Origin of the sequence: Frigoriflavimonas asaccharolytica, from assembly GCF_013294015.1 — a bacterium.
Taxonomy (GTDB): Bacteria; Bacteroidota; Bacteroidia; order Flavobacteriales; family Weeksellaceae; genus Frigoriflavimonas; species Frigoriflavimonas asaccharolytica.
This window is the reverse complement of the sequence record NZ_JABSNO010000004.1, coordinates 99,102-122,897: the sequence shown is the minus strand read 5'-3', so window position 1 is coordinate 122,897 and position 23,796 is coordinate 99,102. Positions and strand designations below refer to the sequence as shown.

22 protein-coding genes are annotated in these 23,796 nt (G+C 30.7%); all 22 read left to right on the top strand.

From position 1 onward, the window contains the following. The first annotated feature begins 3 nt into the window (after nt 1-3). The 22 genes from HNQ03_RS03875 (at nt 4) to HNQ03_RS03770 (ending at nt 23,780) form a co-directional block, all read left to right on the top strand. Entirely contained in the window at nt 4-936 is a 933-nt protein-coding gene (locus HNQ03_RS03875) for a UDP-3-O-(3-hydroxymyristoyl)glucosamine N-acyltransferase (protein ID WP_173778345.1), read from the top strand. Continuing rightward, nucleotides 937-2,202 (top strand): lipopolysaccharide biosynthesis protein, encoded by a 1,266-nt coding sequence (locus tag HNQ03_RS03870; protein ID WP_173778344.1) that lies wholly within the window; start codon nt 937-939, stop codon nt 2,200-2,202. After that, nucleotides 2,195-3,508 carry a hypothetical protein gene (locus tag HNQ03_RS03865; RefSeq protein WP_173778343.1) on the top strand — a complete coding sequence of 438 codons (1,314 nt, stop codon included), beginning with the start codon at nt 2,195-2,197 and terminating at the stop codon, nt 3,506-3,508. The genes HNQ03_RS03870 and HNQ03_RS03865 overlap by 8 nt, the downstream gene beginning before the upstream one ends. A 154-nt stretch (nt 3,509-3,662) precedes the next feature. Further along, a complete protein-coding gene (locus tag HNQ03_RS03860; protein WP_173778342.1) occupies nt 3,663-4,835 on the top strand; it encodes a glycosyltransferase family 4 protein in 1,173 nt (390 codons plus the stop codon). 126 nt (nt 4,836-4,961) lie between these two features. Further along, nucleotides 4,962-5,573 (top strand): FkbM family methyltransferase, encoded by a 612-nt coding sequence (locus HNQ03_RS03855; protein WP_226927424.1) that lies wholly within the window; start codon nt 4,962-4,964, stop codon nt 5,571-5,573. A 45-nt stretch (nt 5,574-5,618) separates the two neighbouring features. Next, the gene (locus tag HNQ03_RS03850; protein ID WP_173778340.1) at nt 5,619-6,830 is read left to right on the top strand and encodes a glycosyltransferase; all 1,212 of its coding nucleotides are present in this window, start codon (nt 5,619-5,621) and stop codon (nt 6,828-6,830) included. Nucleotides 6,831-6,875: 45 nt separating this feature from the next. Further along, complete coding sequence (locus tag HNQ03_RS03845; protein WP_173778339.1) at nt 6,876-8,318, top strand: right-handed parallel beta-helix repeat-containing protein; 1,443 nt, start codon at nt 6,876-6,878, stop codon at nt 8,316-8,318. A gap of 83 nt (nt 8,319-8,401) precedes the next feature. Continuing rightward, on the top strand, nt 8,402-9,550 hold the full coding sequence (locus tag HNQ03_RS03840; protein ID WP_173778338.1) for an N-acetyl sugar amidotransferase: 1,149 nt from the start codon (nt 8,402-8,404) through the stop codon (nt 9,548-9,550). Beyond that, on the top strand, nt 9,550-10,167 hold the full coding sequence (hisH, locus tag HNQ03_RS03835; protein WP_173778337.1) for an imidazole glycerol phosphate synthase subunit HisH: 618 nt from the start codon (nt 9,550-9,552) through the stop codon (nt 10,165-10,167). Before HNQ03_RS03840 ends, hisH begins: the two co-directional genes overlap by 1 nt. Next, nucleotides 10,161-10,925 (top strand): AglZ/HisF2 family acetamidino modification protein, encoded by a 765-nt coding sequence (locus HNQ03_RS03830; protein ID WP_173778336.1) that lies wholly within the window; start codon nt 10,161-10,163, stop codon nt 10,923-10,925. Before hisH ends, HNQ03_RS03830 begins: the two co-directional genes overlap by 7 nt. Nucleotides 10,926-10,928: 3 nt before the next feature. After that, on the top strand, nt 10,929-12,749 hold the full coding sequence (asnB, locus tag HNQ03_RS03825) for an asparagine synthase (glutamine-hydrolyzing) (protein ID WP_173778335.1): 1,821 nt from the start codon (nt 10,929-10,931) through the stop codon (nt 12,747-12,749). A gap of 2 nt (nt 12,750-12,751) precedes the next feature. After that, nucleotides 12,752-13,786 carry a polysaccharide biosynthesis protein gene (locus tag HNQ03_RS03820; protein WP_173778334.1) on the top strand — a complete coding sequence of 345 codons (1,035 nt, stop codon included), beginning with the start codon at nt 12,752-12,754 and terminating at the stop codon, nt 13,784-13,786. 77 nt (nt 13,787-13,863) lie between these two features. Then, nucleotides 13,864-14,280, top strand: coding sequence for a WxcM-like domain-containing protein (locus HNQ03_RS03815; protein WP_173778333.1), 417 nt, complete (start codon nt 13,864-13,866; stop codon nt 14,278-14,280). Between the two features lie 15 nt (nt 14,281-14,295). Beyond that, nucleotides 14,296-15,414 carry a polysaccharide biosynthesis C-terminal domain-containing protein gene (locus HNQ03_RS03810; protein WP_173778332.1) on the top strand — a complete coding sequence of 373 codons (1,119 nt, stop codon included), beginning with the start codon at nt 14,296-14,298 and terminating at the stop codon, nt 15,412-15,414. After that, entirely contained in the window at nt 15,415-16,644 is a 1,230-nt protein-coding gene (locus HNQ03_RS03805) for an O-antigen ligase family protein (RefSeq protein WP_173778331.1), read from the top strand. After that, the gene (gene wecB, locus HNQ03_RS03800) at nt 16,592-17,728 is read left to right on the top strand and encodes a non-hydrolyzing UDP-N-acetylglucosamine 2-epimerase (RefSeq protein WP_173778330.1); all 1,137 of its coding nucleotides are present in this window, start codon (nt 16,592-16,594) and stop codon (nt 17,726-17,728) included. Before HNQ03_RS03805 ends, wecB begins: the two co-directional genes overlap by 53 nt. A 2-nt stretch (nt 17,729-17,730) precedes the next feature. Next, entirely contained in the window at nt 17,731-18,927 is a 1,197-nt protein-coding gene (locus HNQ03_RS03795) for a glycosyltransferase family 4 protein (protein WP_226927423.1), read from the top strand. Further along, nucleotides 18,927-19,823 carry an NAD-dependent epimerase/dehydratase family protein gene (locus HNQ03_RS03790; RefSeq protein ID WP_173778328.1) on the top strand — a complete coding sequence of 299 codons (897 nt, stop codon included), beginning with the start codon at nt 18,927-18,929 and terminating at the stop codon, nt 19,821-19,823. Before HNQ03_RS03795 ends, HNQ03_RS03790 begins: the two co-directional genes overlap by 1 nt. 2 nt (nt 19,824-19,825) lie before the next feature. Beyond that, entirely contained in the window at nt 19,826-20,806 is a 981-nt protein-coding gene (locus tag HNQ03_RS03785) for an MraY family glycosyltransferase (protein WP_173778327.1), read from the top strand. Continuing rightward, nucleotides 20,793-21,926, top strand: a complete 1,134-nt coding sequence (locus HNQ03_RS03780; protein ID WP_173778326.1) for a DegT/DnrJ/EryC1/StrS family aminotransferase — start codon at nt 20,793-20,795, stop codon at nt 21,924-21,926. The genes HNQ03_RS03785 and HNQ03_RS03780 overlap by 14 nt, the downstream gene beginning before the upstream one ends. Before the next feature lie 29 nt (nt 21,927-21,955). Then, a complete protein-coding gene (gene rfbC, locus HNQ03_RS03775) occupies nt 21,956-22,504 on the top strand; it encodes a dTDP-4-dehydrorhamnose 3,5-epimerase (RefSeq protein ID WP_173778325.1) in 549 nt (182 codons plus the stop codon). Between the two features lie 49 nt (nt 22,505-22,553). Next, nucleotides 22,554-23,780: a cation:proton antiporter gene (locus HNQ03_RS03770; RefSeq protein WP_173778324.1), complete on the top strand. Its 1,227-nt coding sequence runs from the start codon at nt 22,554-22,556 to the stop codon at nt 23,778-23,780. Nucleotides 23,781-23,796 lie beyond the last annotated feature (16 nt).

The window sequence follows — 23,796 nt, the reverse complement described above, 5'->3', positions numbered from 1 at the left end:
TTGATGATGATAGAGGTACAAAACATAATTAAATTTTTAGAAATTGATGAAATTATCGGCAATAAAAACCGACAAATAATCAATGCTATTCAGCTTTCTACTGAAAATGAAAGAGATGATGTATTGATGTGGGTTTCCGCCAAATACAAAGAAAAACTGAAAGATGTACAGCATGGCGTCATTGTTTGCGAAGCTATAGAAGAAAATTTAATTAATGAAAATTGTACCTATTTAATCACTTCTCAACCACGTTTGGCATTTCAGAAAATTCTTACCGAGTTTTTTATGCCAAAAAGAAAAACTGGAATTTCTGCAAGTGCTATTATTGAAAAAAATTGCTCTATTGGGAACAATGTTTTTATTGGGAATAATGTAGTGATAGAAGAAAACTGCACAATTGGAGACGATACCGTAATAGATCACAATACAATAATCAAAGCTCATATTAAAATTGGAAAAAATGTAAGCATTGGTTGCAATTGTACCATTGGAGGAGTAGGTTTTGGATATGAAAAAGACGAAACAGGACAATTCGTTTTTATTCCACATATTGGCAACATCATTATAGAAGATTTTGTAGAAATTGGCAACAATACCTGCATTGATAGAGCTGTGATGGGAAATACCATCATCAAAGAAAACGCCAAAATAGATAATCTGGTGCACATTGCACATGGTGTAGAAATTGGCAAAAATAGTTTGATCATTGCCAATGCAATGGTTGCAGGTAGTGTAAAAATTGGCGAAAATACTTGGGTTGCACCTTCTGCTTCCATCCTTAATCAAAAAAAGATTGGAAATAATGTTACCATTGGATTATCAGCAGTAGTTGTAAAAGATGTTAACGATGGCGAAACCGTAATAGGAAGTCCAGCAGAAGAAATTTCTATTGCATTGGGCAAAAAGAAAATAATGAACGAAAAATTGTTTAAGTAATTGTCTTTATTTAATATTTTTGAGAGAGCCAAAACCAATGTTTTTTTTAAAAATGTAGCTACTTTGGCAAGTGGAACTATTATAAGTCAATTGGTTGTAATAGCATCCTCTCCTTTGCTAACTAGACTTTATACTGTAGAATCTTTTGGTTTGTTATCTTTATTCACAAGTTATGTAGTTATATTTGCCGTTATTTCTACTGGAAGATATGAACTTGCAGTACCATTACCAACAAAAGATGTAGATGGAAGAAAAATCATTCAACTTATATTTGGCATCGGTTTTATTTCTGCAATTGCTTATTTTATTTTAATTTTCATTTCTAAAGAAATTCTGCAACTTCAAACCCATTTTGAATTGCTCAATCATTGGTGGATTTATCTTGCGCCACTTTACATATTTTTTATAGCACTCTATTCCGGACTTGGATATTGGTATCAAAGGAAGAAAAATTATAAGAAGATAACACTTGTTAATGCTTTTCAAGTGATCATTACAGCAGTTTGCAGTATCGTTTTTGGTTTTTTAAAAATAGAATCAGGTTTAATTTTATCTTTAATTTTAGGTATTTTATTTTCTATTTTCTATTTTTTAAAGGAGTACGTAAAAGAAAACCAAATTTTTTCTTTACAACAAGTTAAGGAAATTGGGAGAGAATTTATTTCCTTTCCTAAATACATGACGGTTTCAGATTTATCCTTAACAGCGAGTCAACAAATAATCCCAATATCTTTTGAACATTTTTTTAGTACAACCGTTTTAGGGTTTTATTCTATGGCAAGTAGAATGATAAGAATTCCCAATATTGTTATAACTAATGCTATTGGTAATGTTTTTAGAAATGACGCAATTGATGAAATTAGAAGTAAAGGAAATTGCAAAGATTTATATAAATCTACTTTTAAAAAGTTGATTTTGATGTCTTTTCCTATTTATTTGCTTGTTTTTTTACTTTCGCCCATGCTTTTTTCATTTTTCTTTGGCGAAGAATGGTTTACAGCAGGAGTATATGCAAGAATACTATCTATTCTATTATTTTTTGAATTTGTGGCATCTCCCTTAAATTCTGTATTTTATATACGAGAGAAGAAAAAACAATTTGCGAGACTTCAATTTTTAAATGCTATATTTGGGGCACTAGGTTTGTATTGCGGTTTTTATTTTTGGAATAGCGCGATTGTATCACTAATGTTTTTCACAGGATTTTCTATTATTTTCAATTTAATATTTTTGTATTTTTCTTTTAAATATTCCGAACATGTATAGAAAGTACAAACATAAAATTCTTTTTTTACTAATCGGATTAGTCTATTCTGCGGTTTTTTATAACGGATATATAGAATTTTTAAATGGATGGTTTGATTATGCAGGTTTCCTTATTATTGAAGGAAGAAGAGAAAACTTGCCATTTTTTATATTGTCTTTTTTCTTTTGCATATTACCCTTGTTATTTTACAATGGTTTCAATAGAATATCGTCTTTTTTAAGTATTTTTATATACTATCTGCTTTATGTTCCCATTATACTTACATTCTTTTTCAATCTAGAAGGTTCTGCTTTATATGTATCTTATCTACAATTTTTGTTTGTATTAAGTATGATTATACTTTTCAAAGCAGATAAATTTGTTCTTAAAATTAAATTCAGATTACCAGGAGACTTTGATGTTTTTAAATTTGTACTTTTTGCTTGTGGTTTTTTAACACTTTATGTAGCATTTGTTTACAGAGATAATTTAGAATTTGTTGGGTTTGATCATGTTTATGAGCACCGATCTTCTAATGAACAATTAGGTGCAGATGTATTTACAGGGTATTTGTCGGTTTGGCTTCACAATGTATTAATACCAATTTGTTTGAGTTATTCTTTATTTGCTAAAAAGAAATTATATTTTATTGTTGCTACAATTTCTGCTATTATAATTTATATGGCAACCGCGGCGAAAAGTGTTTTATTATTTCCACTTATATTTTTAGCAATTTTTTGGTTTTTAAAAAAACGGTCACTTAATTATGCATTTTTAAGCATTGGCATTGTGTTAAGTGTAGTTTTAGTGACGACCTTATTTACTGGTTTTAGTGAATTTACATCGTTGCTCTGGATGCGAACTGTAGGAAATGGGGGCTATCTTACAAAATTTTATCATGACTTTTTCGAAACAAATCCCATAACTTATTATACTCATATTAATGTTGTAAACGCTATCACTAATGGATATCCGTATGATAAAACTTTAGGAGAGGTCGTGGGAAATTTTTACTGGAATGATGCAAATACCAATGCTAATTTTTGGGCAACGGACGGAATTGCCGCTTTAGGAGATTTTGGAATATTATTTTCTTCAGTTTTATTATTTTTCTTATTTGTAATTTTTAATACAATTACAGTTAATTACAATAAATTATTTTTAATATTAATATTAATTCCGTACAGTTTAGCTTTGCTTAATGCTTCCCTATTTTCTTCACTTGTTACAGGAGGTGGTTTTTTAGTTTTCGGTTTTTTAATGTTAAATTCAACACAAAATAATAAATATATTATGATTAATGAGAATAATACAGATAATTTGTGAGAAAATTTAGTATTTAATTAATTTTTTTTCATAGTTAATTATACAATAAAAACAGATAAAATTCAAAATAGTAATATTAAATTCAATTTTGAGGCTTAATATCATTTGTTTTTTTAAATAAATTATATTTTAAATGGGAAGTAAAAAAATAATAATGTTACAAGATTTTTATGGGTTAGATGAAACCTATCAAGAGAATCTTCTTACAAAATATTATAGAAAATTAGGGCACAAAGTAATTGTGATTGCCTCTACATACGACTCTGTTTTTGATTATGTACAAGATAATAATGATTCAAAAAAATTAAAATCTGTAGTATATGAATTTGGTGCAAAAATTTATAAGTTACCTTATAGCATAAATATTTTGCATAAATTAAAAAAACATGCAGGAGTTTTTGAAATTTTAGAAAAAGAAAGACCAGATTTAATATATATTCATGATATCCATTTAAATTTAAAAGAAGCAGTTCAATATGTAAAAATAAATAGAAACTGCAAGATAATAATGGATTACCATGCAGACTACACAAATTCTGCAAAAAATTGGATTTCTTTAAATATTTTGCATAAACTTATTAGAAAGCCATTTTTTAATTGGTATAAAAAATACATTTCTGAGATATTTCCTGTAGTTCCTGCAAGTACAGTTTTTTTGCATGAGGTATATAATGTGCCATTATCTAAAATGAAAATGCTTCCACTTGGTTGTGACTACGAAAAATGTCTTGAAATTCAAAAAAATACAGATACAGAAGCTCTTAAAAATTCCCTAAAAATTCATGAAAACGATTTTGTAATTATTACTGGAGGAAAATTTGATCCGATTAAAAAAACGGAAATTTTAATAAAGGCTGTAGAAAAAATAAATGATACAAATATACATTTGATCGTATTTGGTAAAGCAGCTGAGCAATTTAAAGATTATGAAGAAGAACTTTTTAATATTGTAAAAAAATCCAATGTTCATTTTCTTGGATGGATTGATAATGATCGTGCATTGGAATACATGACCATTGCAGATGTTGCGATATTTCCTGCAAGCCAATCTGTTCTATGGCAACAAGCGATTGGAATGCATTTACCGCTAATAGTTGGCGATTTAGGTGGTCAACAACCAGAATATTTAAATTTTTATGAAAATATGATCACTATTAAAACCGAAGATATTTTGGAAGAAAACTTTGGAAAGCATATTTTAACTTTGAAAAATGACCCTGTATTATTATCAAAGATGAAAGAAGGTGCAAAAAATAGTGCTGCAAAACATTTAGATTACAAAATAATTTGTGAAAGAACACTACAAGTTTTGTCAAATGATATTTGAAAATTTACATTAAAATAGAAAAACTAAATGGTAAGAAAATTGATTCAAAATTTAAAAATAAAGTATAACATATTTTTCGGTAAAATATATAAATTAAAAATTAATAAAAAGCAAAACCATAAGTGGTTGGGTAACGAATATGGTGGTTTCTTTGTTGCACATGAATTTGTAAATAAAGATTCTATCATCTATTCTTTTGGAGTTGGTGAAGACATCACTTTCGACGAGGGTCTCATTTCAGAATTTGGCTGCCAAGTTTTCGCTTTTGATCCCACTCCAAAATCAATAAAATGGGTTAATGGTAGAACGAATCCCGAAGAATTCAAATTTGCACCTTTCGGAATTGATAAAGTTACAGGAAAAGTAAATTTTCTACTACCAAAAAATGATGCTTATGTTTCGGGAAGCGCCATCAATCAAATGAATGTAGATGAGCAGAAAACAGTAGAAGTTAATATGAAAACTTTAGCAGATATTGCTACAGAATTAGGACATAAAAAAATTGAAATTTTGAAAATGGATATAGAAGGTTCAGAATATTCTATTTTGGATAGCATTCTGAATGCACCGGTGAACATACATCAGATCTGTGTAGAAATTCACGAAAGATTTTTTGAGGATGGCAAAAAGAAAACAGAGGATCTGATATTAAAATTAAAAAAATATGGATATGAGTTATTTGCAATCTCAAAAAGTTATGAGGAATTGTCTTTTATAAAGATTGATATAAAAAAATAAATTTGTTGATAGATAAATCTAATAAATGAATTGAAAAAAAAATTAATGAAAATTTTTCAAATTAGTAGTGAGGTCAATATTGGTTCAGTTGGTAGAATTGCAGAACAAATTGGCGAACAGATAATCGAGAGAGGTTGGGAAAGTTATATTGCATTTGGTAGAGAAAATTTGCCAAGTAAATCTAAAACAATTCAAATAAGTAATAAGTTTGAATTGATTAAGCATGTTTTATATTCAAGATTTGCAGATCGTCATGGTTTTGCGTCCAAAAATGCAACAGCAAAATTGGTAGAAAAAATAAAAGAAATTAAGCCAGATATTATTCAATTACAGCATTTGCATGGATACTATATTAATATAGAAATTCTTTTTAAGTATTTATCAAAATCAAAAATTCCAGTAGTCTGGACTTTTCATGATTGCTGGTCTTTTACAGGACATTGTGCCTATTACGATTTGGTAGATTGCCAAAAATGGCAAACTCAATGTGAAAAATGTCCACAAATAAATGAATATCCAAAAAGTTTTGGAAAAGACAATTCCTTTAAAAATTTTAATGATAAAAAAAGACTATTTAATTCTGTAGAAAATTTGACAATTGTTCCCGTTTCTAAATGGCTTGGATGTGAAGTAGAGAAATCTTTTCTTAAAAATAATAAAATAGAAGTTATACAAAACGGAATTGATATTGAGCAATTTAGCATTCAAAATACTACTTCTACAAAAGAAAAGTATAATTTACAGAATAAATTTGTTATTTTAGGAGTTGCAAATCCATGGGACAAAAGAAAGGGATTAAACTATTTTATAGATTTATCTGAAAAAATTTCTGATGATTATCAAATTTTATTGGTAGGTTTAGATAAAGATCAAATTATTAAATTACCAAAAAATATTATAGGTTTAGAAAGAACTTCCAATGTGCAAGAATTGGCGGAATTATATTCAGCAGCAGATGTTTTCTTAAATCCTACATTAGAAGATACATTTCCAACTACAAATCTTGAAGCTCTGGCTTGCGGAACTCCTGTTATTACATTTAGAACTGGAGGTTCTCCAGAAGCTATAAATGAAAGCACAGGTTGTGTAGTAGAAAAAGGAAGTTTAGATGGTATAATTGAAAGCGTTATGATAATAAATCATAATACGAAAGAATCTTACACCAAAAACTGCAGAAATAGAGCAGAAAAATATTTTGATAAAAAGCTGAAGTTTAAAGAATATATAAAACTTTACGAAACCATTTTAAAAAAATAGTAATGGAACAACTTTTGTTTTTATCAGTAAACAAAGCAAAAATTTATGAAATACTTTTATCTTTTATTATTCGTAATATTATCTAATTTTTCAAACGCACAAGACACAATAAGAGTCAATATTTTTCCAAAATCCAACGCAAATTTTCTACAGATTTTTCAACAAGCATTAAATGAAAAAAAAGGCAGTGTTTTAAAAATAACTGTAAATAAAGGCAATTATTTATTGAACGAAAGACTATTTACGAGCAGAAATAATACATTTTTAAACTTTGAAAAAGGAGCAGTTCTCAACTTTACAGATAATGGAAAATCTGGTATTATTGTAGCACATGATTATTTTACTATAAAAAACGCAACCATAAAAGGAAATGGTAAACCTTCTGCAGATTTCTACAACGGATATGGAATATTACTAAATGGTGCGAGTTATGCTAAAATAATTAATAATACTTTTCAAGAATTAGGCGGCAACAATATTCTACTTTATCCAACTTCAAATGGAAAATCTAGCAGTAACAATTTGATTTCAAATAACAATTTCTCAAAACCTGCTTCTCCAAATACATTAGGAGGAGATCAGTCTGCCATTATGTTGGGCTATTCTGGAGAAAATTATAGCCATGATAATAATATTATAGAAAATAATATCATTGACGGAAACAATCAATTGAATATTGGTATCGCTATTTTAGGTCATGGTAATCATAATATTATTCGGAATAACACTATTTCTAATGTTTTGTCTTACGGTATTTTGGCTTATGAAAGCAAAGTGGTGGGAAATACACTAGATAGCTTAAAAGTAATAGATAATACAATCAAAAACGTAGGCGAGATAAATGCGATTAAAACGGTTCGTGGCATGGGAATTTATCTGATGACGGCTACAAACGCACAAGTAAGTGGAAATAAAGTTTCAAATGTATTAAGGAATAACAATGAATCTGAAACTCTAGGAGCAGGTGCGATTTCACTCAGTTTATCTCCCGGAGCAAAAGTTTATGACAATGTAATCAATGGTTCCTACATGTATGGTATTGTAAGCGATTATAGTTTTGGCTCAAAATTTTATAATAATGAAATCTTTAATACTAGAAGATCAGGTTTATATTTAATAAATGTAAATGATGTAGAAGTATATAATAATACTTTTTCTAATATTGGTGGCGTTGTTTTCCGAGGATATTTTGAAAATTCTTCTTTAGCTTACATTAAAGAACAATTGAGAGATGAGAAATACAAAAACATAGACACAGGAAATAACATCAGCATTACAAACAACAAAATAAATTCAAATCAAGAAATCTTGTATTTTAATAGCACTTCACCAGACAAGTCTAAAAACTACAAAGGAAACATAATGAAAAATATAACCTTTACAAACAATGAGGTTTCTGGTAATACAAAACCTATACAAGAATTAGTCAATTTTCGAGGTGGTTTGGGAAGAAATTTAAAAGTTAAATCCAATAGAACTTTAAGATAAAATCATTTTTAAAAGCTGAAACTGTTAATATTTTACTACTCATTTTTCTTTATAAATTAATACCTTTGCAAAAATTTATATAAATGACAAATGCAACCAATCCTGTGCAAGTTTGCAAAAACTGCATCATGGATTCTACAGATAAAACCATCGTATTCGACGAAAATGGTGTTTGTGATTACTGTGCAAATTACTATGATAATATATTGCCAAATTGGCATCCAAATGAAGAAGGCGAAAAAGAAATGCAGAAAACAATAGACAAGATAAAAGCCGAAGGTAAAGGCAAAGATCATGATTGTATAATTGGTATTTCCGGTGGTTTAGATAGTTCTTATCTCGTGCATCTTGCCGTTACCAAATGGGGTTTACGTCCACTTTTGTACCATGTAGATGCAGGTTGGAATTCAGATGTTTCTACCAGCAACATCATGTCTTTGGTAGATGGTTTAGATCTTGATCTTTATACAGACGTCATCAATTGGGAAGAAATGAAAGATCTGCAAAGATCTTTTATCAAATCTCAAGTTCCAGATATAGATACACCACAAGATTTAGTTTTCTTCTCTTCACTGTATAATTATTGCGCGAGAAATAAAATAAAGTACATCCTTACAGGTGGCAATTTTTCCACAGAATGTGTAAGAGAACCACTACATTGGGGAGCATATTATCAAACCGATATGAAATATGTAAACGATATTCACAAAAAATTTGGAGAAATCAAGCTAAAAACTTTTCCAACTTGTGATATCTTCAAGTATAAAATTCAATACAGATTATTAAATGGTGTTCGTGTGGTAAAACCATTAGATCACGTAAAATTTTTGAAAGAAGAATCTCAACAGATTTTAGAAAATACCTATGGATGGCAAAGATACAAGCACAAACATCATGAATCTCGTTTCACAAGATGGTATGAAGCGTATTGGTTGCCAAGAAAATTTGGTTTTGATAAAAGAAAAAACCACCTTTCAAGTTTAGTTCTTACCGGACAAATGACCAGAGAAGATGCTTTGGAAAGAGTTTCTACACCAGAACTTCCAGAAGATGAATTGAAAAAAGAATTCGTATATGTGGCAAAAAAATTAGATTTCACACCAGAAGAACTTCAAACATATTTTGAGGGAGAAAATAAAACTTTCAACGATTATAAAAACAATAATAATCTGATCCAATTGGGCACAAAAGTGATGCAACTTTTAGGACTGGAAAAAAGAGCATTTAAATAATGGTGACGATTATAGATTATGGTGTAGGAAACATCAGCGCTTTTCTCAATATTTTTAATCAACTAAATATTGAAGCAAATACTGCAACTACGGAAGCAGAACTTGCTGGTGCAAAAAAATTGATACTTCCAGGAGTTGGTCATTTTGATTATGCAATGCAACGTTTTTCAGATTCTGGAATGCGAGACGCAGTAAATAATTTAGTAATAAACGAAAAAATTCCCGTTTTAGGAGTTTGTGTTGGAATGCAAATGATGGCTGCCAAAAGCGATGAAGGCTCATTAAAAGGTCTTGGTTGGATTGATGCAGACGTAATAAAATTTGATCAAAAACAAAGTTCTGCCTTATTGCCACTTCCACACATGGGCTGGAATGATGTTTACACGAGCAAAGAAAATCCACTTTTGAAAGATCTTTCCAACGAAGCACGTTTCTATTTTCTACACAGTTATTATTTTAAATGTCATGATGAAACAAATATCATCGCAAAAGCAGATTATGGTTTAGAATTTACATGTGCGGTGAATAAAAATAATATTTATGGCGCACAATTTCATCCAGAAAAAAGCCACCATTTTGGAATTCAATTACTAAAAAATTTCGCAGAATTATGTTAAGGCCAAGATTAATTCCGTGTTTGTTGGTAAGAGGAAAAGGTTTGGTGAAAACTACCAAATTTAAAGAAAGCCGTTATCTTGGCGATCCAATGAATGCGGTCCGTATTTTTAACGAGAAAGAAGCAGACGAATTAATGATTTTGGATATAGACGCAACTGCAGAAGGCAGAGTTCCAGATCTTAAAATGATAAAAAACTGGGCAGAAGAATGCAGAATGCCGCTTTGCTATGGAGGTGGAATTACCACTGCAAAGCAAGCTCAAGAAATATTTTCTTTGGGTGTAGAAAAAATTGCCTTAAGTTTTGGAGCGATTAATAATCCATCCGTAGTGAAAGAAATTTCTGATATGGTGGGTAGTCAAAGTGTTGTAATTGTATTAGACGTAAAGAAAAAATTATTTGGTGGCTATGAAGTTTACACCCATAATGGTAAGAAAAGTACTGGTAAAAATCCTTTTGACCTGATAAAACAATTTCAAGATTTAGGAGCAGGCGAAATTGTAATCAACAATATTGATGCAGATGGCGAAATGAAAGGTTATGATCTTGCATTGATGGAAAAAGCTAGAAATTCTACTACATTACCACTAACAGCAAGTGGAGGAGCAGGTACTTTGCAAGATGTAAAAGATCTAATTTCTAAATTTGGTATCATCGGAGCAGCTGCAGGAAGTCTTTTCGTATATAAAGGGAAACTAAAGGGTGTTTTAATTAATTATCCTGGCTTTTCGGAAAAAGAAGAATTGAGACAAAAGTAGCCTATGTGTGGAATTGCTGGTATTATTTATAAAAATAACGATCTCGTTCAGCAGGAATTTCTGAAAAAAATGACAGATAAAATGTCACACAGAGGTCCCGATGCAGAAGGATTTTTCGTAAAAGATAATGTGGGTTTTGGGCATAGGAGATTGTCGATTTTAGATTTGAGTGATGCTTCCAATCAACCTTTTCATTACAGAAATAAAGTACTCACTTTTAATGGCGCTATCTATAATTATATAGAAATAAAATTTGAATTAGAAAATGCAGGGTATCAATTTACCACTACTTCAGACACCGAAGTTTTATTGGCTGCTTACGATTATTGGGGTGAGAAATGCGTTGAGAAATTTAATGGAATGTGGGCTTTTGCAATCCACGATGAGATAAAAAATTGTATATTCTGTTCTCGAGATCGCTTCGGGATCAAACCTTTTTACTACTATTCTGATGCTACAAAATTTGTATTCGCGTCAGAAATAAAGCCAATATTAGAAATTGAAAAAGTTACAGAGCTCAATGTGCAAGTGATACTTCAATTCATCACTGTAAATCTTACCGAACAAACGGACGAGACTTTTTTTGATGGGATAAAAAAACTTCTCGGCTCTCATAATTTAATTTATGATCTGTCTAATAACACCTTCAAAATTGTAAGATATTACGATATAGAATTCAATGCAGTTATTTCTAAATTAAATTTTGAAGAATCTTCCGCTCTATTCCAGAAAGAAATGGAAAGATCTGTAGAACTTCGATTAAGATCTGACGTCAAAAATGGTTCTGCTTTAAGCGGTGGTTTAGATAGTTCTTATATTGCCACTCTAGCTTCAGAAATTCTTGGAGAAGAAGAAAAAAGTAAATTTGAGGTAATTTCAGTTGGATCAAAAAATAAAAATAACGATGAAAGTTACTACTGCAAATTAGTTTCCAGTCATCTAGATTTAACCAATCACATTATTTATCCTACAACGGAAGAGTTTGAAAACAATATTTTAAAAGTAATTATTTCGCAAGAAGAACCATTTGGTGGTCTTTCCATATATATGCAGAATTTTTTGATGAGCGAAACAAAAAAAACTGGAGTAAAAGTATTATTAGATGGTCAAGGTGCAGATGAAATATTACTTGGATATAGTAGATATACTGCAGCTTATTTAAGAAATCATTCTCTTTTTAAAAATATTAAATTTTTATCAAAAATTAAGAGCCATTATGGGATTTCTTTTGTAGAAGGCCTGCTTACATATCTATATTTTAGTGTATTTTTGGTAAGAAAATTACGCATCAAATTTAGAGGAAGAATTTTGAAACCTAAATATAGAAAGTTAATCGATTTTTCTTTAATGAAAAAATTGACAAATTCTTATTCGAAAATTTTCAAAATGCAAAAATTAGAAGTATTTAGCGCGCAAATACCAGAATTGCTCCGTTTTGAAGACAAAAATGCCATGGCTTATGGTATAGAAACAAGATTGCCATTTTTAGATTATAAATTTGTAGAAACCTGTTTATCTATTAATAATAATTTTAAAATAAAAGAAGGTTGGTCTAAATTTATTCTGCGTAAAAACATGGTAGGTAAACTTCCAGATGAAATCACATGGAGAAAAAGAAAAATTGGATTTGAAGCTCCAACAGATGAATGGTGGCCAATTTCGGAAAAAATATATGAAAAAATCAATGATTCAAAAATCATACAAGAATTATTTTCAAAAAAAATAAGCAATATTAAAAATAGAGAAATGCAGTGGAAATTATATAATATTGCCATCTGGGAAGAAATATTTGAAATGAAAATTTCAAAAACAGACACAAATTAATTATGAAAATTAAAGATAAAGTACTTTTAATCACTGGCGGAACTGGTTCTTTCGGAACTGCAGTTTTAAACAGATTTCTGAAAACAGATCATTTTAAAGAAATTCGTATTTTTTCTCGTGATGAGAAGAAGCAAGACGATATGCGAAATCTCTATAGAGACAATAAAATTAAATATTACATCGGTGATGTGCGAGATTTTACAAGCGTAGAACCTGCAACTAGAGGTGTGGATTATGTTTTTCATGCCGCTGCTTTGAAACAAGTTCCTTCTTGTGAATTTTTCCCAATGCAAGCCGTGAAAACGAATGTAGAAGGTACGCAAAACGTAATTCGTGCTGCAGCTTACAATAAAGTGCAAAAAGTAATTTGCCTCAGCACAGACAAAGCAGCATATCCTATCAACGCAATGGGAATTTCTAAAGCGATGATGGAAAAAGTTGCCGTTGCAGAATCTAGAAATTTATCAGAAACCACCGTTTGTCTTACCAGATACGGTAATGTAATGGCTTCTAGAGGTTCTGTAATTCCATTATTTCTAAACCAAATTAAAAAAGGGGAAGAAATCACGATTACAGATCCCAATATGTCCCGCTTTTTTATGTCTTTAGACGATGCTGTAGATTTGGTATTGTTTGCTTTTGAAAACGGAAATCCTGGAGATTTATTTGTGAACAAAGCACCTGCAGGTACAATTGGCGATTTAGCAAAAGCCTTGATGGAACTTTCTAACAAAGAAGTGCCTATAAAAATAATAGGAACCAGACACGGCGAAAAATTATATGAAACGCTTTGCACCCGCGAAGAAATGCTGAATGCCGAAGATATGGGAGATTTCTATAGAGTTGCCGCAGATAATAGAGATTTGAATTACGCGAAATATTTTTCTGAAGGAGAAAAAGATATTTCTAAAATTGAAGATTACCATTCTCACAATGCTGATCAAGAAGGTATAGAAGGTTTGAAAAAGTTAATTTCAACTTTACCCTTGATAAGAAAAGAAATTCTTGGAGAAGACGTTCAAGAATATTTAATATAAAAGTTAGGACATAGAAAATAAAAATTCATAATTTCGATGATTTCAAATGTAGAAAATTTCAGATAAAATAAAAACCAGTGCAGCCAAAAATAATAGCAGGAAGCAATCACACAGATTCTCGTGGTACATTGACTTTTAATAATGACTTTAATATGTCTGAAATTAAGAGAGTTTATACTATCGAAAATAATTCTGTAAATTTTGTTCGTGCATGGCAAGGTCATAAAATTGAGCAAAGATGGTTTTCTGCAATTGAGGGAAGTTTTAAAATTAAATTAATAGAAATAGATCATTGGGAGACACCGAGTAAAGATTTAAAGCCAATTGAATTTATTCTAAGTTCACACACTTTTGATATTTTACATGTTCCTCAAGGTTTTATATCTTCAATACAAGCATTGGAAGAGAAATCTAAATTATTGCTTTTCTCAAATTTTGAATTGAATGAAATTGAAGATGAATATAGATTTGCCAATGATTATTTTGTTGGATAAAAAAGAGAAAAAGAAATGATAAATATAGGAATAACGGGGCAAAATGGTTTCGTGGGGAAACATTTATACAATACATTAGGATTAAATCCGGAAGAATTTCAACGTGTAGATTTTGAAAATCATTTTTTTGAAGGTAAAGAATCCTTAGATAATTTCGTAAAAAATTGCGACGTAATAGTGCATCTTGCAGCCGTAAATAGAAATCCAGATCCGCAAGAAATTTATGACCAGAATATCAATTTGGTTAAAGATTTAGTTGCATCCTTAGAAAGAACAAAATCCAAAGCGCACGTTTTATTCTCTTCTTCTTCACAAGAGGGAAAAGACAATCTCTACGGAAAATCTAAAAAAGATGGCAGAGAATTACTGGCCAATTGGGCAAAAAATAACAACGGAACTTTCACAGGATTAGTTATACCGAATGTTTTCGGGCCATTTGGCAAACCAAATTATAATTCTTTTATCGCTACTTTCTGTTATAAATTAACACACGGCGAAATTCCAACTATTGATAATGATGGAGATGTAAATCTTATATACGTTGGAGAATTAGTGGCGGAAATCATCCATCAAATAAAAATCGGGGAAACCCAGGAGCAATATTTTGTTCCATCCACAACATCTACAAAAGTATCTGAAGTTTTAAATAAATTAGAAAATTTTAAAAATTTATATTTTGATAATGGTGAAATTCCAGAATTGAAATCCAGTTTTGATTATCAGTTATTCAATACTTTTCGCTGTTATTTTGATTTTGAAAAGCATTATCCTGTACAATTGGTAAAAAATATAGATGAAAGGGGAGCATTTGTGGAAATAATACGACTGGGAATTGGCGGACAAGCATCCTTTTCTACCACAGTACCAGGAATTACGAGAGGAAATCATTATCATACCAGAAAAATTGAAAGATTTACCGTAATTAAAGGGAAAGCACTCATTCAATTAAGAAAAATTGGAACAAAAGAAATTTTTAATTTCGAACTAAACGGAGATGAACCTTCGTATGTAGATATGCCGATATGGTTTACCCATAATATTAAAAACATTGGCGAAGAAGAACTTTTAACCCACTTTTGGATCAATGAGCCTTTCGACGCTGCAAATCCTGATACCTATTTTGAAGTTGTATAGATGGAGATAATTAGAAAATTAAATATAGAAGAGTGGTTTATCCTATTAATTGTAGTAGGATACACTTTTTTTAGTGCATTTGCGATACCATTTCAAATAGAAGAGAGTAGAATCTTTTCTGTTCCCTTTAGATTTTTAATTTTCGGATTTTCAATTTTTATTATTTACAAGAATTTTTCGATCAGTAAATTTAAAAACATTGCAGTTTTATCAGTTGTATTTTTCTGGCTTTTCTATTTATTGAAGAGCTATATCAGCTTCACAAATGACTTGTATGATGAGGTTTTTCATCTTCAAATATCGGAAATTTATATTAGAATTATTGTTATTGCATTGGTTCCTTCGGTTGCTTTATTATTTATTGATTACAAAAAAATAAATTTTTCTCTGGTAGCGAAAGGTTTTTTCTATGTCTTAACTACGATGTTGATGCTAAACTTAATTTATGCCGCGGTTACACCTTATGGGATTCAAATAAGGTATATTTTCAGTATGTATTATATTTCTTACGGTCATCTAGGAACTACTTTGGCTTTGCTATCTATATTTTTTCTATTTTTCAAACCTAAAGAAATTTCTACTTACTTGTTATATTTTGGTTTGATTTTAGGTATCGTTACTATTATGATTGCAGGTGCTAGAAGTCCATTTTTAGCAATAATGGTTGTAATTCCATATTTATTAATTCTTAAAAAAAATTATAAACTGATTGCTTTATTTTTAATTTTATTATTACTTTCCGTTATTATAATTTACATATTTGGAAAAAGTGATGATTTTCATTTAATGTTTATTGATAGAACTTATCTTTGGCTATTCGAAGGAGATAATAGTTTGCGCACACCGCTATTTGAAACTGCGATTGGTATTTTCAAATCCAATCCAATACTTGGTGGTAGAACTCATTTTGAGGATGGTATGTATCCGCATAACATTGTATTAGAGCTTTTGATGGCTACCGGAATTTTTGGTTTTGTTTTATATTGCATAAAATTTATTCCTGTTGTACGAAATTTGAAAATTTACTCCAGAAAAAATACAAATCTGTATTACATTTTATTTTTTACACTTTTTCTTCAATATTTTGTTTTGGTTTGTACCTCTTTTACGCTTTATTCCGTGCCAGAATTTTTGTACTTTAGCAGCATCATAATTGGTATTAGTATAAGCAATGCAAATGAAGAAAATGAAAGTAATGACGGTAGTAGGAACCCGTCCAGAAATAATTAGATTATCCCGTGTTTTAGATGCGCTAGATGCATCAAAATCCATCGAACATATCATTGTTCACACTGGGCAAAATTACGATTACGAACTGAATCAAATATTTTTTGAAGATTTAGGATTGCGAAAACCAGACTATTTTCTAGAAGCAGCTGGCAAAACTGCTACGGAAACCATCGGTACTATTTTAATTAAAATAGATCCACTTTTGGAAGAGTTGCAACCCGATGCTTTTTTAGTGTTAGGAGATACCAATTCTTGCCTTTGTGCAATTCCGGCGAAAAAAAGACAAATCCCAATTTTCCACATGGAAGCAGGAAACAGATGTTTTGATCAGCGAGTTCCCGAAGAAACCAACCGAAAAATAGTAGATCATACTTCAGATGTAAATCTTACTTACAGCGATATCGCGAGAGAATATCTCTTAAGAGAAGGTCTGCCTGCAGATAGAATCATCAAAACTGGTTCGCCAATGTTTGAAGTTTTAAATCATTATTTACCTCAAATCAAAAAATCTGACGTACTTTCAAGATTAAATTTAGAGGAAGGAAAATACTTTATAGTTTCTGCACACCGCGAAGAAAACATCAGTTCTGAAAAGAATTTTTTAGGCTTGATGGAAAGTTTGAACACCATTGCCGAAGAATATCAGTTTCCTGTCATCATTTCTACGCATCCAAGAACTAGAAATATGATGGAGAAAATGAATGTGAAACTGCATGAAAATATTCAACTCTTAAAACCTCTCGGTTTTCATGATTACAATGCTTTGCAAATGCGAAGTTATGCAGTACTTTCAGATTCTGGAACTATATCCGAAGAATCTTCTATCTTAAATTTCCGCGCTTTGAATATAAGACAAGCACATGAAAGACCAGAAGCAATGGAAGAAGCAAGTGTAATGATGGTAGGACTTTCACCAGAAAGAATCTTGCAAGGATTAGCGCAGCTGCAGCAACAAAAAATTGGTGCAGAAAGAAATTATCGTCAAGTTGCAGATTATTCTATGCCCAATGTTTCGGAAAAAGTGGTGAGAATAATCTTGAGTTATACAGATTATGTGAACAGAGTAGTTTGGAGTAAATTTTAATGATGAAAAAACTTTGGATTGCCACGGAACTTTTTTATCCGGATGAAACTTCCACATCGTTTATATTGACAAAAATTGCAAATAAATTATGCGATAAGTATGAAACAAAAGTGCTTTGTGCAACTGCACTAGCTGCAGAGCAGAATTATTTTGTGTTGGATGGAAGAGTACAAGTGGAAAGGCTAATATCTGGAGAAAATAGCAAAGCCAATTTAAAAAAAAGAGCGCTAGTCTCAATTTGGTTTAGTTTTAAAATATTTTTCAAACTTCTTTTTAATTGTAAGAGCACCGATAAAGTATTTATAGTAACAAATCCTGTATTTCTTATTTTTATGGTTGCTGTTGCTAAAAAGATTAAGAAATTTGATTTTGTAATCTTGGTACATGATGTTTTTCCAGAAAACGGAATCCCAGCAAAAATTTTCCCATCTAAAGATGCATTTACATATAAACTAATTAAATATTTCTTTGATTGGTCTTATGCTTCATCCGACCAATTGATTGTATTAGGACGAGATATGAAGGCTGTTATGCAGGGAAAAATTAACAAATGGAAAAGTAAAACACAAATAACAATTATAGAAAATTGGGGAGATACTGAAAATATATTTCCTAAAAATAAAGAATCTGTTTTGCAATCAGATGCACCACTTTTACATAAGGTTGCATTCCAATATGCAGGAAATATTGGCAGAGTCCAAGGTTTAATGGGATTGTTGGAGAATGTGATGCAAGTAAATAATAATAAGATTGTCTTTCAATTTGTAGGTGATGGCGCAGTAAAAAATGAAATGATGGCTTTTGTAACAAAGCAAAAAATGAAGAATATATTTTTTGCAGATTCTTATCAAAGGCAAGAGCAAAATGAAATTCTAAACAGCGCAGATGTTGCTATTATTACTTTAGCAGATGGAATGTTTGGTCTGGGAGTTCCATCAAAGTTATACAATTTGCTTGCAGCTGGTAAACCTATCCTCTATTTCGGAGATTCTAATAGTGAGATAGCTTTGTTAATAAAGGAATATGATATTGGATATCATTTTGAGCCATATAATTCAGGTGAAATAATTCAATTTTTCAATCAAATTGGTGAAGAATTTATAGAAAATCTTACTATAAAAAGCAAAAATGCGAGAAATTTAGCTTCTGCCAATTTTTCTGAAAATCTTATTATCAATAAATTTTTAATTGCAATTTAATGACTTTATTATTTACAGGAGCAAAAGGCTTTTTGGGTAGAAACACCATTCCAATTCTGCAAAGCAGAAATTTTGAAGTAAGCACTTTGGGTCAAAAAGATTGCGATTACAATTTGAATATAGGTACAGAAATTCCAAATTTTCAAAGATCGTTTGATATAATTTTTCACGCTGCAGGAAAAGCACATATTATACCCAGCAATCAGCAGGAAAATGAAGATTTTTTTGCCGTCAATTTGCAAGGAACAAAAAATATCTGCGAGGCAATTGAAAAAATGATACTCCCAAAATACTTCTTTTTCATCAGTACCGTTGCTGTTTACGGAGCAGAGACTGGAGATTTACTTGCAGAAAATGAACAACTAAAGGGTAATACTCCCTATGCAAAAAGTAAGATTTTGGCAGAAGAATTTTTGATAAAGTGGTGCCAAAAACATAATGTCGTGCTTTACATTTTAAGGCCTTCTCTTATTGCTGGTAAAAATGCACCAGGAAATTTGGGTGATATGACTAAGGCTATAAAAAATGGTAGATATGCAAATATTGCAGGAGGAAAAGCAAAAAAAAGTATAATTTTAGCTGCAGATTTCGTGCAGATTATTGAAAAAGGAATTGGCAAAAATGGCGGAATTTTTAATGTTTCTGCGGATGAAAATCCAGATTTTTATGAGATTTCTAAAACTATATCTTCAAAACTGGGAAAGAAAACACCTATTAATATTCCTTTATTTTTCATACAAATAGTCGCTAATGTCGGTGATATACTCGGTTCTTGGTTTCCTATCAATTCAACTAAGTTATTAAAAATAACCACGTCACTTACTTTTTCAAATAAAAAAATTAGAGATGAATTAAATTTTCAGCCTACTCATGTTTTACAAAATTTAGAAATTTAATAATGATTTATATTATAACCACGGTTGTACTTTTTATTGCAATGCTCGTCTATTTCAAAATAGCCGACAAATACAATATCATTGACAAACCAAACCATAGAAGTGCGCATACGGAAATTACTTTGCGTGGTGGCGGTATTATCTTCCCGATTGCTTTTTTAATGTTTTTAGGATTTCAAATTTATCATGCTGAATTATTAATGGATGTAGAAAACTATTTCATTTTTGGGATTGGTTTGCTTACTATCTGTACCATCAGTTTTATTGATGATATGATGGATTTATCGAGCAAAATAAGATTGATTTTTCATTTTATTTCCGTTTCATTGTTGCTGTATTTTCTAAATATTTTTCAACTTTTACCATTTTGGGCAATTCCTATTTGCTATATAATGATTATCGGAACCCTAAATGCTTACAATTTCATGGATGGCATTAATGGAATGTCTGGTATTTATACTTTGGTGGTTTTAGGGTCACTTTGGTATGTAAATCAATATGTTATAATGTTTACTGATGTAGATTTCATTATTTATCCAATGCTTGCGGCTTTGGTATTTCTTTTTTTTAATTTTCGGAAAAAAGCAAAATGCTTCCTTGGAGATATTGGAAGTATGGCAATTGCATTTTGGGTTTTGGCATTATTAGGTTTGTTAATGCTAGAAACAAGGGAGATAAAATGGATTTTGTTTTTGACAGTTTATGGTATAGAAGTTATTTTCACCATTATCCAAAGATTAAAGCTAAAAGAAAATATTTTTGAAGCTCATCGTCATCATTTATATCAACTGTTTGCAAATGATTTAAAAGTAGATCATCGTTTGGTAAGTTTGGGATATTCAATATGTCAAATTATCATCAGTTTTGCCATAATTGCAATGAACTTGAATGATTTTTACACTTTAATGCTAATTGTTCCTGCAAGTTCTTTTTTTTACCTATTTTTAAAACTTAAAATTAAAAAGCAAATTGAAACTTCCTAAAATATTTCTTTCTTCTCCTCATCTTCAAGGCTCAGAATTATCTTATATTGAAAAAGCTATTTCTGATAATTGTATTGCACCTGGTGGAAAAAACACGGAATATTTTGAGCAGGAAATTGAAAAATTTATAAATCATCAAAATATTTGCGCCTTAAATTCTGGTACTGCTGCTTTGCACTTGAGCTTAATATTGAGTGGTGTAAAAGCTGGAGATGAGGTTATTTGCCAAACTTTCACTTTCGTGGCGAGCGCAAATGTTATTAAATATTTAGGAGCAATTCCTATTTTTGTAGATAGCGAAAAAGATACTTGGAATATGTGTCCTGTATTTTTAGAAAATGCAATCTTAGACAGAATAAAATTAGGCAAAAAACCAAAAGCCATCATCACAGTTCATGGTTATGGTATGCCTTGCGACATAGATGAAATTCAAAAAATAGCACAGAAATTTGAAATTCCATTGATAGAAGATGCAGCGGATGCTCTCGGAAGTACCTACAAAAATAAAAAATGTGGAACATTTGGAGATTTTGGTATCTTAAGTTTCAACGGAAATAAAATTATTACCACTTCTGGTGGCGGTGCTTTGGTTTGTAAGAATAATAAACAGAAAGAAAAAGCAATATTTCTTGCTACACAAGCTAGAGATGATGCACCTCACTATCAACATTCCGAGATAGGCTATAACTACAGAATGAGCAATATTTCTGCGGGTATTGGTTGTGGACAAATGGAAGTTTTGCCACAAAGAATCCTGCAAAGAAGAGCCAATCACGACTTTTATGTGGATTTATTTAAAGATTTTGCAGGGATTTCTGTTTTTTCCGAGCCAAACGAAAATTTCTATTCTAATCATTGGCTTTCTGCAATTTTAGTAGATGAAAGTGTTGCTGGATTTTCTCGAGAAGATTTAAGATTAAAATTTTTGGAAGATAATATAGAATCGCGACCATTGTGGAAACCAATGCACATACAACCCGTTTTTGCAGACGCACCTTACTACGGAACAGATGTTGCAGAAAATTTATTCGAAAATGGACTTTGTTTGCCATCTGGTTCCAATTTATCAATAGAAGATTTAGATAGAATAAAGAAAGTTGTTGATAATTTAAGAAAATAAAAAATCGCAAAAGAAAGATTGTTCATATTATGAAATTACAAAAAACGCCGCTTAAAGATTGCTACATCATAGAACCTACCGTTTTTGAAGACGAACGCGGGTATTTCTACGAAAAATACAATCAACAAAAATTTGAGGAGATTACTGGAATTCAAGGACATTTCGTGCAAGATAATATTTCAAAATCCAGCTATGGCGTTTTGCGTGGAATTCATTTGCAAAAAGGTGATAATGCACAAGCCAAATTGGTTTCTTGTTTAGAAGGCAAAGTTTGGGATGTTGCTGTGGATTTAAGGAAAGATTCTCCAAGCTTTGGCAAATGGTTCGGGATAGAATTAACCGCCGAAAATAAATTGCAATTGTACGTTCCACGAGGTTTTGGACATGGCTTTTCTGTGATTTCAGAAACTGCAATTTTCGCTTATAAATGTGATAATTATTACAACAAAGCATCAGAATCTGGGATTATGTATAATGATGAAGATCTGAAAATAGATTGGAAATTACCAGAAGATAAAATCATTGTTTCTGATAAAGATCAAATACTTCCTTTCTTCAAAGAAAACAAATATAGCTAAGATATTTCTGCATTTTTGATGCTAAATTTAAAATCAATATATTTGTAATATGGTTGCAGCCGTTATAATAAGCATTTGTGTGCTGTTATTGATTTCTTACTTTTTTGATATCACTACAAATTTCACCAAAATCCCTTCCGTAATTTTATTATTGGCAGTAGGTTGGGTTGTGCAACAAGTAAGTGGTTTGTTTGATTTTGTCATACCAGATTTATTTCCAATTTTGCCACTTTTAGGGACAATTGGGCTGATTTTAATCGTCTTAGAAGGTGCTTTAGAATTAGAACTCAATAAATCTAAGATGAGAATTGTACGCAAATCTTCGTTGATGGCTTTTGCTCCTTTGCTTATAATGGCAGTAGGTTTTGCCCTCTATTTAAAATATGAATGGGGATTTAATTTTAAAGAAAGTCTTATCAATGTGGTGCCATTTGCCGTTATTTCTAGCGCAATTGCAATACCAAGTGCCATCAATCTTTCTGCGAGTAAAAAAGAATTTGTAACCTACGAAAGTAGTTTTTCAGATATTTTTGGGGTTATTTTATTTAATTTCGCCACTTTTGGTACCGTCATTACTTTTGGCGGCGGTCTCACGTTTCTTTGGCAATTGCTCTTGATGATCGTTATTTCATTAATTGCATCCTTACTTTTGGCACTGCTTTTAGGTAAAATAGATCATCATATAAAGTATGGTCCCATCATTATTATTTGTATTTTAATCTATGAGATTGCAAAAGTTTATCATCTTCCATCGCTGATTTTCATTTTATTATTTGGTTTAATTTTAGGAAATATAGATGAATTCCGGAATTTTAAATATTTCAAAAATATAAAATTCACGAAAATGAATCGGGAGGTCTTTCATTTTAAAGAGGTGGTGATAGAAGCAACATTCGTTATTCGATCGCTGTTTTTCCTGCTTTTTGGATACGTGATGGATACTGCAGAAATCTTCAACACAGATTATCTCATCTGGTCTGGAGCAATAGTACTCACAATTTTTGTAATAAGAATTGCATTCTTGAAATTGATGAAATTAGATATAAAAACTTTTCTCTACATTGCACCACGCGGATTGATAACCATCCTTTTGTATCTCAGCATTACTTCTGATCAGTTATTACCAATTTTCAACCAAACCATACTTTTGCAAGTTATTTTAATGACTACATTAATCATGATGTTTGGGCTTATGTTTACCAAAAAAGACAAAAAAAACGAAGGAGATAAGCCATCGAAAAACGAAAAAGTAAACAAAGAAATAGCGGAAGCATAGTTTCCAATATATTCTC